This window comes from Stenotrophomonas sp. YJH_SMC_69 (assembly GCF_059370495.1).
The window spans coordinates 63089-77829 of record NZ_JCAFTS010000006.1 but is presented as its reverse complement, the minus strand read 5'-3'; the positions used below and the strand labels follow the sequence as shown (position 1 = coordinate 77829).

Annotated in this window: 12 protein-coding genes and 1 tRNA gene; 12 read left to right on the top strand and 1 reads right to left on the bottom strand. The window is 67.6% G+C overall.

What is annotated here, in order from left to right; genetic code table 11:
- The first annotated feature begins 180 nt into the window (after positions 1 to 180).
- The 8 genes from fdnG (at position 181) to selD (ending at position 10619) form a co-directional block, all read left to right on the top strand.
- Positions 181 to 3249 carry a formate dehydrogenase-N subunit alpha gene (fdnG, locus tag AC5P8F_RS12255; RefSeq protein WP_152906956.1) on the top strand — a complete coding sequence of 1023 codons (3069 nt, stop codon included), beginning with the start codon at positions 181 to 183 and terminating at the stop codon, positions 3247 to 3249.
- 10 nt (positions 3250 to 3259) lie between these two features.
- Positions 3260 to 4177 carry a formate dehydrogenase subunit beta gene (gene fdxH, locus AC5P8F_RS12250; RefSeq protein ID WP_346601716.1) on the top strand — a complete coding sequence of 306 codons (918 nt, stop codon included), beginning with the start codon at positions 3260 to 3262 and terminating at the stop codon, positions 4175 to 4177.
- Positions 4174 to 4821 carry a formate dehydrogenase subunit gamma gene (locus AC5P8F_RS12245; protein WP_495228264.1) on the top strand — a complete coding sequence of 216 codons (648 nt, stop codon included), beginning with the start codon at positions 4174 to 4176 and terminating at the stop codon, positions 4819 to 4821. Before fdxH ends, AC5P8F_RS12245 begins: the two co-directional genes overlap by 4 nt.
- 231 nt (positions 4822 to 5052) lie before the next feature.
- The gene (gene fdhE, locus AC5P8F_RS12240; protein WP_032956068.1) at positions 5053 to 6036 is read left to right on the top strand and encodes a formate dehydrogenase accessory protein FdhE; all 984 of its coding nucleotides are present in this window, start codon (positions 5053 to 5055) and stop codon (positions 6034 to 6036) included.
- A 4-nt stretch (positions 6037 to 6040) separates the two neighbouring features.
- Positions 6041 to 7465 carry an L-seryl-tRNA(Sec) selenium transferase gene (gene selA / locus AC5P8F_RS12235; RefSeq protein WP_495228262.1) on the top strand — a complete coding sequence of 475 codons (1425 nt, stop codon included), beginning with the start codon at positions 6041 to 6043 and terminating at the stop codon, positions 7463 to 7465.
- Complete coding sequence (gene selB / locus AC5P8F_RS12230) at positions 7462 to 9393, top strand: selenocysteine-specific translation elongation factor (RefSeq protein ID WP_495228261.1); 1932 nt, start codon at positions 7462 to 7464, stop codon at positions 9391 to 9393. The genes selA and selB overlap by 4 nt, the downstream gene beginning before the upstream one ends.
- Before the next feature lie 24 nt (positions 9394 to 9417).
- Positions 9418 to 9513, top strand: a tRNA-Sec gene (locus AC5P8F_RS12225).
- Between the two features lie 26 nt (positions 9514 to 9539).
- Entirely contained in the window at positions 9540 to 10619 is a 1080-nt protein-coding gene (gene selD, locus AC5P8F_RS12220; protein WP_241887081.1) for a selenide, water dikinase SelD, read from the top strand.
- A gap of 57 nt (positions 10620 to 10676) precedes the next feature.
- On the opposite strand, the gene AC5P8F_RS12215 is transcribed toward selD, so the two are convergent.
- Complete coding sequence (locus tag AC5P8F_RS12215) at positions 10677 to 11537, bottom strand: YicC/YloC family endoribonuclease (RefSeq protein WP_005410888.1); 861 nt, start codon at positions 11535 to 11537, stop codon at positions 10677 to 10679.
- Positions 11538 to 11661: 124 nt separating this feature from the next.
- Here AC5P8F_RS12215 and rph point away from each other — a divergent pair, with 124 nt between their 5' ends.
- Genes rph through hemW form a run of 4 tightly spaced genes read left to right on the top strand, consistent with a single transcriptional unit; the run spans position 11662 to position 14651 of the window.
- Positions 11662 to 12387: a ribonuclease PH gene (gene rph / locus AC5P8F_RS12210; protein WP_014648280.1), complete on the top strand. Its 726-nt coding sequence runs from the start codon at positions 11662 to 11664 to the stop codon at positions 12385 to 12387.
- Positions 12384 to 12773, top strand: coding sequence for a VOC family protein (locus tag AC5P8F_RS12205; RefSeq protein ID WP_126411321.1), 390 nt, complete (start codon positions 12384 to 12386; stop codon positions 12771 to 12773). The genes rph and AC5P8F_RS12205 overlap by 4 nt, the downstream gene beginning before the upstream one ends.
- Positions 12770 to 13366 carry an RdgB/HAM1 family non-canonical purine NTP pyrophosphatase gene (gene rdgB / locus AC5P8F_RS12200; RefSeq protein ID WP_032956061.1) on the top strand — a complete coding sequence of 199 codons (597 nt, stop codon included), beginning with the start codon at positions 12770 to 12772 and terminating at the stop codon, positions 13364 to 13366. Before AC5P8F_RS12205 ends, rdgB begins: the two co-directional genes overlap by 4 nt.
- A gap of 58 nt (positions 13367 to 13424) precedes the next feature.
- Complete coding sequence (hemW, locus tag AC5P8F_RS12195) at positions 13425 to 14651, top strand: radical SAM family heme chaperone HemW (protein WP_014648283.1); 1227 nt, start codon at positions 13425 to 13427, stop codon at positions 14649 to 14651.
- Positions 14652 to 14741: the final 90 nt, after the last annotated feature.

The window sequence follows — 14741 nt, the reverse complement described above, 5'->3', positions numbered from 1 at the left end:
CCCGGCAGACGCTTCCCCGGGGGGCGGGCACGCAACTTTACCAGAGCGGCCCCGTTGCGCGCCCGCCCCGCCGGCGCCGGGCCTTGTGCCACATGGGCGTGCGGGGGCCTGTGCTATAACCGGGCCGTACCCAACGACAGCCCGGAGGCCCGTGCCTCCCCGCCATCCCAGGAGAACGGCATGCCATCGATGAGCCGCCGCCAGTTCCTGAAAGTGACCGGGACAACCCTGGTCGGCTCCAGCCTGGCATTGATGGGCTTCGCGCCCGGCATCGCGCTCGCGGAGGTCAGGCAGTACAAGCTGACCCGCGCGACCGAGACCCGCAACACCTGTACCTACTGTTCGGTGGCCTGCGGCATCCTGATGTACAGCCTCGGCGACGGCGCCAAGAACGCCGAGCCGAGCATCTTCCATATCGAGGGTGACCCGGACCATCCGGTCAACCGCGGCACGCTGTGCCCGAAGGGCGCCGGCCTGGCCGACATCATCCACAGCAAGTCGCGCCTGCTCTACCCCGAGTACCGGGCACCGGGCTCCAACGAGTGGAAGCGGCTGAGCTGGGACGATGCGCTGGACCGCATCGCGCGGCTGATGAAGGAAGACCGCGATGCCAACTTCGTGCAGAAGAACGAAGCCGGGCAGACGGTCAACCGCTGGCTGACCACCGGCATGCTGGCGGCCTCGGCCACCAGCAATGAAACCGCGGTGCTGACCCACAAGGTCGTCCGCTCCCTTGGCATGCTGGCATTCGACAACCAGGCACGTGTCTGACACGGCCCGACGGTGGCAGGTCTTGCCCCGACGCTAGGCCGTGGTGCGATGACGAACCACTGGGTCGACATCAAGAATGCCGACCTGATCCTGATCATGGGTGGCAATGCCGCCGAGGCACACCCGTGCGGATTCAAATGGGTGACCGAGGCCAAGGCACACAACAAGGCCCGGCTGATCGTGGTCGATCCGCGCTTCAACCGCTCGGCCGCGGTGGCCGACGTGTACGCACCGATCCGCACCGGTACCGATATCGTGTTCCTGGGCGGCCTGATCAACTACCTGCTGACCGAGGACCGCATCCAGCACGAGTACGTGCTGAACTACACCGACATGCCGTTCCTGGTGAAGGACGAATTCGCCTTCAAGGACGGCCTGTATTCGGGTTACAACGAAGAGAAGCGCAGCTACGACCGTTCCAGCTGGGACTACGCCTACGGTGACGACGGCTACGTACGCAGCGACCCGACGCTGAAGGACCCGCGCTGCGTCTACAACCTGCTGAAACAACACTACGCGCGCTACACCGTGGAGATGGTCGAGCGCATCTGCGGCACGCCGGCCGACAGCATCCGCCAGATCTGGGACATGATCGCGTCCACCGCCGGCAAGGACAAGGCGATGACCATCCTGTACGCGCTGGGATGGACGCAGCACTCGATCGGCGCACAGAACGTGCGTGCCGGCACCATGGTGCAGCTGCTGCTGGGCAACATCGGCGTGGCCGGTGGCGGCATGAACGCGCTGCGCGGGCATTCCAACATCCAGGGCCTGACCGACATCGGCCTGATGTCCGACCTGCTGCCCGGCTACCTGACGCTGCCGAGGCAGGACGAGCAGGACTACGACGCCTACATCGCCAAGCGCACGCAGAAGCCGCTGCGCGCCAACCAGATGTCGTTCTGGCAGAACTATCCGAAGTTCCACGTCAGCCTGATGAAATCGTGGTGGGGCGATGCCGCCACCGCCGACAACAACTGGTGCTTCGATTACCTGCCCAAGCTCGACAAGCCGTACGACATGCTGCAGGCGTACGAGCTGATGAACGAGGGCAAGATCCACGGCTACATCTGCCAGGGTTTCAACCCGCTGGCCTCGGCGCCTAACAAGGGCAAGCTGATCAGCGCGTTCTCCAAGCTGAAGTTCATGGTCAGCATGGACCCGCTGGAAACCGAGACCATCGCCTTCTGGCAGAACCACGGCGCGTTGAACGACGTCGACCCGAGCACGATCCAGACCGAAGTATTCCGCCTGCCCACCACGTCCTTCGCCGAGGAGAACGGCGCGGTGGTGAACTCCTCGCGCTGGCTGCAGTGGCACTGGAAGGGCGCCAATCCGCCGGGTGAAGCGCGCAGCGACATCGAGATCATGTCCGAGCTGTTCCATCGCATCAAGGCGATGTACGAGAAGGACGGCGGTGCGTGGTGGGAGCCGGTGCGCGACCTGGCCTGGAAGTATTCCAACCCGGAGCTGCCGACGCCGGAAGAGCTGGCGATGGAATACAACGGCAAGGCGCTGGCCGACGTGTTCGATCCGAAGGATCCGACCAGGCTGGTGCGCAAGGCCGGCGAGCAGCTGGCCGCATTCGGCGACCTGCGCGACGATGGCAGCACCGCGTCGGGCTGCTGGATCTACATCGGTGCCTGGGGCCCGACCGGCAACATGATGGCGCGGCGTGACAACAGCGACCCCACCGGCATCGGCAACACGCTGGGCTGGGCCTGGGCGTGGCCGGCCAATCGCCGCGTGATGTACAACCGCGCGTCGTGCGACGTGGCCGGCCAGCCGTTCGACCCGCGCCGCACGCTGCTGGCCTGGAACGGCAAGAACTGGGGCAGCGTGGACGTACCGGACTTCAAGGCCGACGAAGATCCCGCCGGCGGGATGGGCCCGTTCATCATGAACCCGGAAGGCATCGCCCGCTTCTTCGCCAAGGCCGGCATGGCCGAAGGGCCGTTCCCGGAGCACTACGAGCCATTCGACACGCCACTGCGCAGCAATCCGCTCAGCCCCGGCCAGGCACTGACGCTGAACAACCCGGCCGCCCGCGTATTCGCCAGCGATCGCGCACAGATCGGTTCGCCGGACGAGTTCCCGCATGTGGCCACCACCTACCGCCTGACCGAGCACTTCCACTTCTGGACCAAGCACGGCAAGTTGAACGCCATCATCCAGCCCGAGCAGTTCGTCGAGATCGGCGCGGCCTTGGCCGACGAGCTGGGCATCAGCAACGGCAGCCGCGTGCGGGTCAGTTCCAAGCGTGGCCACATCGAAGCGGTGGCGATGGTGACCAAGCGCATCAAGGCCCTGCAGATCGATGGCCGGACCGTGCACCAGGTGGGCGTGCCGATCCACTGGGGCTTCCTCGGTGCGGCCAAGCCCGGATACATCGCCAATACGCTGACCAACGCCATCGGTGACGGCAACTCGCAGACGCCCGAATCGAAGTGCATCCTGGTCAAGGTCGAGAAGGTGTAGGAGACACGCCATGTCACTGCAATCGCTGGACATCATCCGCCGCTCGGCCACCACCACGCCCTCGCCGGAAGCGCGCGGTGCGCACACCGGCCAGGTCGCCAAGCTGATCGATGTGAGCAAATGCATCGGCTGCAAGGCCTGCCAGGTCGCCTGCATGGAATGGAACGACCTGCGCGACGAGGTCGGCAGCTGCGTTGGCAGCTATGACAACCCGCCCGACCTGAGCGACCAGTCGTGGACGGTGATGAAGTTCCGCGAGTACGAGGACGAGAAGGGCAAGCTGGAGTGGCTGATCCGCAAGGAGGGCTGCATGCACTGCAGCGACCCGGGCTGCCTGAAGGCCTGCCCGTCGCCGGGCGCGATCATCCAGTACGCCAACGGCATCGTCGACTTCCAGGAAGAGAACTGCATCGGCTGCGGCTACTGCGTGACCGGTTGCCCGTTCGACGTGCCGCGCATTTCCAAGAAGGACCACAAGGCCTACAAGTGCACACTGTGTTCGGACCGGGTGGCGGTGGGCCAGGAACCGGCCTGCGTGAAGACCTGCCCGACCGGGGCGATCACCTTCGGCAGCAAGCAGGCGATGACCGAGCACGCGGCCGGCCGCGTGGATGACCTGAAATCGCGCGGCTACGGGAACGCCGGCCTGTACGACCCGCAGGGCGTGGGTGGCACCCACGTGATGTACGTGCTGCAGCATGTGGACAAGCCGGAGCTGTATGCCGACCTGCCCAAGGACCCGCGGATCAGCCCGATGGTGGAAGTCTGGAAGGGCGTGGCCAAGCCGCTGGGCGTGCTGGCGATCGCCGCCACCGCCTTCGCCGGCTTCCTGCATTACATCGGCATCGGCCGCAACACGGTCAATGACGAGGAAGAAGAGGAAGCCGAACACGAGGCGAAGAGGATCGAAGAGGAGCAGCGGCCATGAAGTACGCCCCGCACCCGCGGCAGATCATCCGCTACCGCGCGCCGACCCGCATCAATCACTGGATCGTGGCGATCTGCTTCGTGCTGACGGCGCTGTCCGGGCTGGCACTGTTCCATCCCGCGCTGTTTCCGCTGACCCAGCTGTTCGGTGGCGGCCCGTGGACGCGCATCCTGCATCCGTTCATCGGGCTGGCCATGGTGGTCGGCTTTGCGTTTCTGGCGTTCCGCATGTGGCGCGACAATCTGCCGACGGCCGACGATCGCGCATGGGTGCGCGGCATGCGCGATGTGCTGCGCAACGAGGATGAGAAGCTGCCGCCGGTGGGCCGCTTCAATGCCGGCCAGAAGCTCCTGTTCTGGGCGATCATTGGTTGCCTGTCGGCACTGCTGCTGACCGGCTTCGTGATCTGGCGGCAATACTTCAGCCATCTCTTCCCGATCGGGCTGATCCGCTTCTCGGTGCTGGCCCATGCGTTGTTCGGTTGGGTGCTGGTGTGCGCGATCGTGGTGCACATCTATGCGGCGCTCTGGATCAAGGGCTCGGTGCGGGCGATGACCCAGGGCAAGGTGACCTATGGGTGGGCGTACAAGCATCACCGGCAATGGTTCCGGGACATCCTGCGCGGACGTCGGGAAGAGGGGTAACGGCAGGGCCTGCGGCCCTGCACCTGCAGAGGCGCCTTCGACAGTTCCCCGGTGCTTTTGGTAGGTGTCGACCTTGGTCGACACGATGAACACGGCAACAACCGATGGGGTCAGATCCGTTTTCCTGTGGAAAACGGATCTGACCCCGACCATTTCAAATGGCCTACAGTGCGCTGGACGCCAGCGCTGACAACGGCGAGGATGGAGGCTGGTTCTTCTGGCTGGCCCTGCATGGCGCAACGCATCCTTGAACCCGGTGAGATCGAGACGCTCGCCTCGCGCGACGTGCCGCGCATCATCCTGCCTGATACCGGGTCGCTGTTCGCCACACGCGCGGCGCGCCTGCGCAGCCTGGCCGCGCACAGCGCCATCGGCGGTTACCTGCAGCTGCTGGCGGCATTGGCCGATGCACAGCAGGCGCTGCTGGAGGAATTGACACCCCAGCAACGCGAGGCGCTGCAGGACCACGCGCGCGCGCAGCAGTCCAGCGCGGCCGCCAGTGCCGGCATGCCGTTGCGGCCCGCCAACACACTTCATCTGGACGGGCGCTGGCGCGACTGGCTGCGCACGCTGTGCCGGCACTGCGCCGACGAAGCGGGGCTACCGGCGGAAACACGGCAGGAATTGCTGCGCGTCGCCGCCGCCGACGACACCTGGCTGGATGCGCAGGCCCACGCCGTGCTGGAACGCGCTGACGCGCCCCCGGTCGACGCGGTCGCTGCGCTGCTGGTGATGAATGCGTTGCAGGTGTATTGGGCAGTACTGGCGGCCAGCTTCCGCCCCAGCGACCTGAAGCCGCTGGCCGATGCGCCAGGGCTGTGCCCGCTGTGCGGCACCCTGCCGGTGACCAGCATGGTGCAGGCCCGCCCGCCCTATGCCTCCTACCGCTACCTGTCGTGCTCGTTGTGCGCCTGCCAGTGGCACTACGTGCGCGTGCAGTGCAGCCAGTGTGGCGCCGCTGGCAAGGACATCGCCTATCGCGCCCTGGCTGATGCCGACGGCGATACCGGCCAGGCGGTGCGCGAGAGCGCGGTACGTGCAGAAACCTGCGACCACTGCCACAGCTACCGCAAGATCCTGTATCTGGAAAAAGATCCGTCGCTGGAACCGGTGGCTGATGACCTTGGCACGCTGGCGCTGGACCTGCTGCTGGGCGAGGAAGGCTATGCACGCGCCAGCCAGAATCCGCTGCTGTGGCAATCCGACGGCGAGTGAGGCGATGACAGCCACGCCCCCCACCCCGGCATCGGCTTCCGCGCTGCCCTCGCTGGACCGGTTGCTGCGCCTGCCTGCCTTGGCAACACTGATCGAGGGCCACGGCCGCAGCCGCATCACCCAGTTGCTGCGCGTACATCTGCAGGCGCTGCGTGAGCGCATCAGTGCCACGCAGCTCTCGGCCGAGCAGTTGCATCAGGCCATTGAAGGCCCGGCACTGGTCGCGGCGCTCGATGCCGCACTCATCGCCGATGCACGGCTGAACCTGCAGCCGATGTTCAACCTGACCGGAACCGTGCTGCATACCAACCTGGGTCGCGCCCTGCTGCCCGAGTCCGCGGTGCAGGCCGTCACCCGCGCGATGGCCGCACCGGTTGACCTGGAATTCGACATCACCCGCGGCCGCCGCGGCGACCGCGATGCACGGGTGCAGGCGCTGGTCTGCGAGCTGACCGGCGCCGAAGCCGCCACCGTGGTCAACAACAATGCGGCGGCGGTCCTGCTGCTGCTCAACAGCCTGGCCAACCGCCGCGAGGTGGTGGTGTCGCGCGGCGAACTGGTGGAAATCGGCGGTGCCTTCCGCATTCCCGATGTGATGCGCAGTGCCGGCGCGCGGCTGCTGGAAGTGGGCACCACCAACCGCACCCACCCGGCCGACTTCGCCCATGCCATCGGCGCGCGCACCGCACTGCTGATGGAGGTGCACGCCAGCAACTACGCGATCACCGGCTTCACCGCCAAGGTCGACACCGCGGCGATGGCAGCGATCGCGCACGACCATGGCCTGCCGTTGGTGGTGGACCTGGGCAGCGGCAGCCTGTGCGACCTGGCGGCCTTCGGCCTGCCACACGAGCCGACCGTGCAGGAAACACTGGCGGCCGGTGCCGACCTGGTCTCGTTCAGTGGCGACAAGCTGCTGGGTGGGCCGCAGGCCGGCATCATCGCCGGCCGCGCCGACCTGATCGCGCGGATCAACCGCAACCCGCTCAAGCGTGCGCTGCGCATGGACAAGATGGGCCTGGCCGCGCTGGAGGCGGTACTGGCGCTGTACCGCGAGCCGGAGCTGCTGGCGCAACGGCTGCCGACACTGCGTACGTTCTCGCGCACGCAGCAGGACATGGATGCGCAGGCCCAGCGCCTGCTGCCGCCGCTGCGCTCGGCGCTGCCGACCGGCTACATGCTTGAACAGGCACGGATGCACAGCCAGATCGGCAGTGGTGCGCAGCCACAGGCGCAGCTCGGCAGTGCCGGCCTGCGCATCACCACTGCGCAACGTGGCGGCCTGGACCGCCTGGCCAAGCGCCTGCGCCAGCTGCCGCGACCGGTGCTGGGCCGCATCGGCGAGGACGCATTGTGGCTGGACCTGCGTTGCCTGGAACCGGCCGACGAAGCGGACTTCCTCGCCCAATGGAGCACGCTGCAACCATGATCGTCGGCACCGCCGGGCATATCGACCATGGCAAGACGCGCCTGGTGCGGGCACTGACCGGCATCGAAACCGATCGCCTGCAGGAAGAACGCACGCGCGGCATCTCCATTGAACTGGGCTATGCCTATGTCCCGGTGGAAAGCGCGAACGGCACAGGCCCCGCCGCGATGCTGGGTTTCGTCGATGTGCCGGGTCATGAGCGCTTCGTCCACACGATGGTGGCCGGCGCCACCGGTATCGATGTCGCCCTGCTGGTCGTCGCCGCCGACGACGGCGTGATGCCGCAGACCCGCGAGCATCTGGCGATCCTGCAGCTGCTGGGCGTGGATCGCGGCGCGGTGGCGCTGACCAAGATCGACCGCGTGGACGCCGCGCGCATCGCCCGGGTCGAGATCGAGATTGCCGCTTTGCTGGCCGGAACGCCGCTGCAGGGTTCCCCCGTGTTCGCCTGCAACAGCACGTCCCCCGATGACGCAGGCATCAACGCCTTGCGCGCCCACCTGCACGCATGGGCCGCCGGCGAGGCCAACGCGCGCCAGGCCGCGCTGCGCAGCGAGCTGTTCCGCATGCCGGTGGACCGCGTGTTCTCGCTGGCCGGCCACGGCACATTGGTGACCGGCGCGGTACATGGCGGCGGCGTCACGGTGGGCGAGCACCTGCAACTGATGCCCGCCGCCACCGATGTGCGCATACGCAGCATCCACGCGCAGAACCAGGCCAGTGACCACGCCATGGCCGGACAGCGCTGCGCGTTGAACCTGGCCGCCATCGCCCGCGACGAGATTCATCGTGGCGACTGGATTGCCGACCCGCGCGCGCTGCTGGCCACCACCCGCGTCGATGTGCGCCTGCGCCTGTCCGCACGGGCAGCACCACTGCGTGACTGGGCACCCCTGCACATCCACTGGGGCACGATGCACCGGCAGGCCCATGTGGTGCTGCTGGAGGACCGTGACCAAGGTGATGGGCAGTTGGTGCAGCTGGTGTTCGATGCACCGGTCTGTGCGATGTGTGGTGAACGCTTCATCGCCCGCGATTCCGCCGCGACCCACACGCTGGGCGGTGGCGTCGTGCTCGACCCGGACCCGCCACAGCGGCGCCGGCGCAGCCCGGCACGGCTCGCCTGGCTGGGCGCACTGGAGCAGCTGGCCACAGGTGCGGGAATCGGCCCGCTGTTGCAGCAGGCGCCCTTCGGCATTGCCATGGCCGCGCTGCAACGCTACTGCCGGCGCGCGGCCGACCGGATCGATCTTCCTGCAGACGCACAGCGCATCATCACCCGCGAGGACACGGTGGTCATCCTTGCCTCGCACTGGCAGGTGCTGCACGAGCAGGTGATCACATCGCTGCGTAGCTGGCATGAGCGACGCCCGGACGAACCCGGTGTCGACAGCGGGCGCCTGCAACGCAGCACCCTGCCCGCGCTTGCGACGGGGCTCTGGAATGCGCTGCTGCAGGACCTGCTGGACGACGGCAGCGTGCAACGCGTGGGCGCCTGGTGGCGCCTGCCCGGCCATGACCATGCGCCACCGGAACGCGAGCGCCTGCTGCTGGGACGCGTGCTGCCGCAACTGCACGCCGGTGGCTTCGATCCGCCGTGGGTGCGTACTCTGGCCGCCGACTTCGGACTGACCGAAGACGATGTCCGCGCCGTCCTGCGCCGCGCCGCCGCACGTGGCGAACTGTTCCAGGTGGTGCCGGACCTGTTCTATGCACCCGCGCGCATTGCGGAACTCGCCGCGATGGTCGCGCAGCTGTCACAGGCCAGCGGCGCGGTGGATGCGGCGGCCTTCCGCGATGCCATCGGCCTGGGCCGCAAACGCAGCATCCAGATCTTGGAGTTCTTCAATCGCGTTGGCTACACTCGACGCGTCGGTGACCAGCATCGGCCGCGCGGCGACCTGCAGTGGAACGCAGCCCGCGACTGAGCCCACCGGTACCGCCGTACTTTCGGAAGGCATGCGCATCCGGGCATGCGGCTGGGCTTCAAACCCAGTAGGGGGCGTCGATCGTTCCCTGGTAGGTTCGACTCCTGCTGCCTTCCGCCATTCGTGTTTCCGCAGGAGATGTCGGCATGGCCACGCACGCGCAGTCACCCGCTCCATCCACGGCCGATGCCACGCGACGACTGACCTCTCTCGCGCATGGCGGCGGCTGCGGCTGCAAGATCGCGCCGGGCGTGCTGAGCGAACTGCTGCGCGGCGTTCCAGCACTTCCCGCACCGGCCGAATTGCTGGTTGGCCGCGAGACCAGCGACGACGCCGCGGTGTACCGCCTCGATGACCGGCAGGCAATCGTGGCCACCACCGATTTCTTCATGCCCATTGTCGACGACCCGTTCGACTTCGGCCGCGTTGCCGCCACCAACGCGCTGTCGGACCTGTACGCGATGGGCGCGCGGCCGCTGTTCGCGCTGGCCATCGTCGGCATGCCGATCAACACCCTGCCGCAGGACACCATCCGCGGCATCCTGCAAGGTGGCGAACGCGCCTGCGCCGATGCCGGCATCGTGGTGGCCGGCGGTCACAGCATTGACTCGGTGGAACCGATCTACGGCCTGGCCGCGATCGGCGTGCTCGACCCGCAACGGCTCAAGCGCAATGCCGATGCCCGCGCCGGCGATGTGCTGGTGCTGGGCAAGCCGTTGGGCGTGGGCGTGTACTCGTCGGCGCTGAAGAAAGAAGTGCTGGATGCAGAGGGCTACCGGCAGATGATCGCGTCGACCACCCGCCTGAACAGCGTGGGCGTGCCGCTGGCCGCGCTGGACGGCGTGCACGCGATGACCGACGTCACCGGCTTCGGCCTGCTCGGCCACCTGCTGGAAGTGTGCCGCGCCAGCGGCGTCGCTGCCGAAGTGGACAGTGCACAGGTGCCGCTGCTGCCGCAGGCGCTGGAGCTGCTGCAGCGCGGCTGCGTGACCGGCGCCTCCGCCCGCAACTGGGCCTCGTACGGCGCCGAAGTGCGCTTCGCCGAGCGCTTGGCCGGCCACTGGCAGCCACTGCTGACCGATCCGCAGACGAGTGGCGGGCTGTTGGTGTCCTGCACCCCGGAGGCAGTGAATGCGGTGCTGGCCTGCTTCCACGACGCAGGGTTCGGCCAAGCCGCCGTGGTCGGGCGATTGGGTGAAGGAGCGCCGGGCGTCAGCGTGCGCTGATGCGCTGGAACGACAAGGGCGCCCGAAGGCGCCCCTGCTGTATCGCTGGATGCAACATCATTCGATGTTCTGCACCTGCTCGCGGATCTGGTCGATCAGCACCTTCAGCTCCACCGCGGCATTGGACGTGCGGCTGTCCACCGACTTCGAGCCCAGCGTATTGGCTTCGCGGTTGAACTCCTGCAGCAGGAAGTCCAGGCGGCGGCCGACCGGCTCGCGCTGCTTGAGCACGCGGCGGATCTCGACGATATGGCTGCCGAGCCGGTCCAGCTCTTCATCCACGTCCAGCTTCTGCAGCCACAGGACCAGCTCCTGCTCCGCACGGCCCGGGTCGACCGGGTGCGGCAGGTCAGCCAGACGGGCGGCCAGCTTGGCGCGCTGGCCGTCGCGAATGGCCGGAATCAAGGTGCGCACTTCGGTGGCGATGCGTTCGATGCCGTCCACGCGTTCGCTGATGGCCGCAGCCAGCTTGCCGCCTTCGCGCTCACGCGCTTCGACGAAGCCGTCCAGCACCTGGTCCAGCAGGGCCAGCGCCTCGACCTGCAGGGCGGCGGCATCCGTGGCCTCGCCGCGGGTCACGCCCGGCAGCTGCAGCAGATCGGTGAAGCTGACCTGCAGGTTCGGGAAATCGGAGGTCAGGCGGTGGGCCAGGCGGCCCAGCTGGCCCAGCAGGGCCTCGTCCACCTGCAGGTTGGCAGCCGCCTCCGGCGCGCGCAGGCGCATCACCAGATCCAGCTTGCCGCGGCTCAGGCGCGCGGCGATACGCTCGCGCAGCTGCGGTTCGAGCGCCCGCAGTTCCTCGGGCAGACGGGTGCCGACCTCCAGGAAGCGGTGGTTGACCGAGCGCAGCTCGCAGCCCAGCGTGCCCCACGGGGTGACCCGCTCGCCGCCGGCATAGGCGGTCATGCTTCGAATCATGGAATGTGTCCGGTGCGTGCAAAGGGGGAATGGTAACCTAGCGCCCTCACCAGAGCCCCCTTGCCCGCCCCGTGAAGGCCGCGGGCGTGGCGGCGTACTCCCTCGCCATTACGGAACCCGTACCATGTCCGACTCCCGCCCCAGCGGCCGCCAGCCCGACCAGCTCCGCCCGGTCGTCATCCAACGCGGCTTCACCCGCCACGCCGAAGGTTCGGTGCTGGTGTGCTTCGGCGAAACCCGCGTGCTGTGCACCGCCAGCGTCGAGAACCGCGTGCCGGGCTTCCTGCGCGGCAAGGGCGAAGGCTGGGTCACCGCCGAGTACGGCATGCTGCCGCGCGCCACCCATACCCGCAGCGACCGCGAAGCGGCCCGTGGCAAGCAGGGCGGTCGCACGCTGGAGATCCAGCGCCTGATCGGCCGCAGCCTGCGTGCCTGCGTGGACCGCAATGCGCTGGGCGAACGCACCATCACCCTCGACTGCGACGTGCTGCAGGCCGACGGTGGCACCCGCACCGCCGCCATCACCGGCGCCTATGTGGCCCTGGTCGATGCGGTGAACGTGCTGATGAAGCGTGGCGACATCAAGCGCAACCCGGTCCTGGGCGCAGTTGCAGCAGTGTCGGTGGGCGTGTACCGCGGCACCCCGGTGCTGGACCTGGACTACGCCGAAGACAGCGACTGCGACACTGACATGAACGTGGTGATGAACGACGGTGGCGGCTTCATCGAGCTGCAGGGCACCGCCGAAGGCCACGCCTTCCGTCGCGATGAACTGGACGCGCTGCTGGGCCTGGCCGAGAAGGGCGTGGCCGAGCTGCTGGCCGCGCAGCAGGCGGCGCTGTCGGCATGAACCGGCGCATCGCCCTGACCACCCTGGTGGTTGCCGACTATGACGAAGCCATTGCCTGGTACACCGACAAGCTCGGCTTCGCATTGCTCGAAGACATCGACCAGGGGCACAAGCGCTGGGTGGTGGTCGGCCCGACCGACGGCAGCGCCGCCGCCCTGCTGCTGGCCCGTGCCAGCGACGAGGAACAGCGCAGCCGCATCGGCAACCAGACCGGTGGCCGCGTTGCCTTCTTCCTCAACACCGACGACTTCCACCGCGACCACGCGGCGATGCTGGCCGCCGGCGTCGAGTTCCTGGAAGCACCGCGCGAAGAACCCTATGCAACGGTCGCGGTATTCCGCGACCTGTATGGCAACACCTGGGACCTGTTGGAGCCCCGTCAATGAAGAAACTGGTATTGGCCAGCCACAATGCCGGCAAGCTGGTGGAGATGCAGGAGATCCTCGCCGACCTGCCGCTGCAGATCACCTCGGCCGCCGAGCTGGGCCTGGGCGACGTGGAAGAGACCGGCCTGACCTTCGTCGAGAACGCGCTGCTGAAGGCACGCGCCGCCTGCGAAGCGACCGGCCTGCCGGCGCTGGCCGATGATTCCGGCCTGATCGTCGATGCCCTGGGTGGTGCACCGGGCCTGTACAGCGCGCGCTATGCCGGCCACCCGACCAACGCCGCTGCCAACAACGCCAAGCTGCTGGACGCGATGGCCGGTGTTCCCGATGGCCAGCGCAGTGCCCGCTTCTATGCGGTGATCGTGCTGCTGCGCCACGCCACCGACCCGCAGCCGCTGATCTGCGAAGGCCGCTGGGAAGGGCAGATCATCCGTGAGCTGCGTGGCACGAATGGTTTCGGCTACAACCCGGTGTTCCTGGACACCACCCACGGCCTGACCGCCGCGGAAATGGAGCCGGCGCTGAAGAACGCCATCAGCCACCGTGCCGTTGCCCTGCAGCAGCTCAAGCAACAGCTGGCGACGCTGTACTGACGCCCGACCTGATCGAACCAGGGAAGCCGGCCAACGGCCGGCACTACCGATGAAGCCCATGCCGCACGCCCACGACCACTGCAACCACCTGCCCGGCGAAGCCTGCTCCGCTGACCACGACAGCGCACCGCGGCTGGTGCCGCCACCGCTGTCGCTGTACGTGCACCTGCCGTGGTGCGTGCGCAAATGCCCGTACTGCGATTTCAATTCGCACCAGGCCAAGGGCGAGTTGCCGTTCGAGGCCTACATCGATGCACTGCTGCGCGACCTGGACCAGGACCTGCCGCTGGTCTGGGGCCGGGTGGTGCACAGCGTGTTCTTCGGTGGCGGCACGCCCAGCCTGTTCCCGCCGGAAGCGATCGACCGCTTCCTGCAGCAGGCCAGCGCGCGCCTGCGCTTTGCCCCCAACGCCGAAATCACCTTGGAAACCAACCCGGGCACCGCCGAGCATGGCCGTTTCGACCGCTACCGCGCGGCCGGCGTGAACCGCCTCAGCTTCGGCATCCAGAGTTTCGACGACGCCATGCTCAAGCGCCTGGGCCGCATCCACGACAGTGGCGAAGCCGAGCGCGCGGTGAAGATGGCGCAGGACGCGGGCTACGACAATTTCAACATCGACCTGATGTATGCGCTGCCGGAACAGACCCTGGCCGGCGCCGAGGCCGACCTGGAGCGTGCATTTGCACTGCAACCGGCGCACATCTCGCACTACCAGCTGACCCTGGAACCGAACACGGTGTTCTTCGCGCGGCCGCCGCAGGGCATTCCCGATGAAGACAACGCCTGGGACATGCAGGAACACTGCCAGGCATTGCTGGCACAGGCTGGTTTCGGCCAGTACGAGGTCAGCGCCTATGCGCGCCCCGGCCGGCAAAGCGCGCACAACCTGAACTACTGGCGTTTCGGCGATTACCTGGGCATCGGTGCCGGTGCGCACGGCAAGATCAGCTCGGGCGCCGAAGAACACGTGCTGCGCCGCTGGAAGCTGAAGCATCCGCAGGCCTACCTGGACAGCGCTGGCACGCCGGCCTCTTTCGGGGGTGACGATGTGATCGCAGCCGAGCGCCTGCCGTTCGAGTACATGCTCAACCTGCTGCGCCTGCACGAAGGGTTCGGCCTTCGCGATTTCGAGTCGCGCACCGGGCTGCCGCGCGGCGTGCTGGACGCTCCGTTGGCCGAGGCCGTCCAGCGCGGCTGGCTGGAGGTGGCGGAGGGTCATGTGCAACCGACCGAGCTGGGCCGCCGGTTCACCAACGATGTGGTGAGCCTGTTCCTGGAGGAATAAGCCTTCCGCCATACCGGGTAGTGCCGGCCGCTGGCCGGCACTCTGGTAAAGACAGCGCTGCCGGCCAGCGGCAGGCACTACCGTTCATCC

Excerpts from the sequence above, each read along its gene's own strand:
- fdxH (WP_346601716.1), top strand. The coding sequence starts at position 3,260 with ATGTCACTGCAATCGCTGGACATCATCCGCCGCTCGGCCACCACCACG.
- AC5P8F_RS12245 (WP_495228264.1), top strand. The coding sequence starts at position 4,174 with ATGAAGTACGCCCCGCACCCGCGGCAGATCATCCGCTACCGCGCGCCG.
- fdhE (WP_032956068.1), top strand. The coding sequence starts at position 5,053 with ATGGCGCAACGCATCCTTGAACCCGGTGAGATCGAGACGCTCGCCTCG.
- selA (WP_495228262.1), top strand. The coding sequence starts at position 6,041 with ATGACAGCCACGCCCCCCACCCCGGCATCGGCTTCCGCGCTGCCCTCG.
- selB (WP_495228261.1), top strand. The coding sequence starts at position 7,462 with ATGATCGTCGGCACCGCCGGGCATATCGACCATGGCAAGACGCGCCTG.
- selD (WP_241887081.1), top strand. The coding sequence starts at position 9,540 with ATGGCCACGCACGCGCAGTCACCCGCTCCATCCACGGCCGATGCCACG.
- AC5P8F_RS12215 (WP_005410888.1), bottom strand. The coding sequence starts at position 11,537 with ATGATTCGAAGCATGACCGCCTATGCCGGCGGCGAGCGGGTCACCCCG.
- rph (WP_014648280.1), top strand. The coding sequence starts at position 11,662 with ATGTCCGACTCCCGCCCCAGCGGCCGCCAGCCCGACCAGCTCCGCCCG.
- AC5P8F_RS12205 (WP_126411321.1), top strand. The coding sequence starts at position 12,384 with ATGAACCGGCGCATCGCCCTGACCACCCTGGTGGTTGCCGACTATGAC.
- rdgB (WP_032956061.1), top strand. The coding sequence starts at position 12,770 with ATGAAGAAACTGGTATTGGCCAGCCACAATGCCGGCAAGCTGGTGGAG.
- hemW (WP_014648283.1), top strand. The coding sequence starts at position 13,425 with ATGCCGCACGCCCACGACCACTGCAACCACCTGCCCGGCGAAGCCTGC.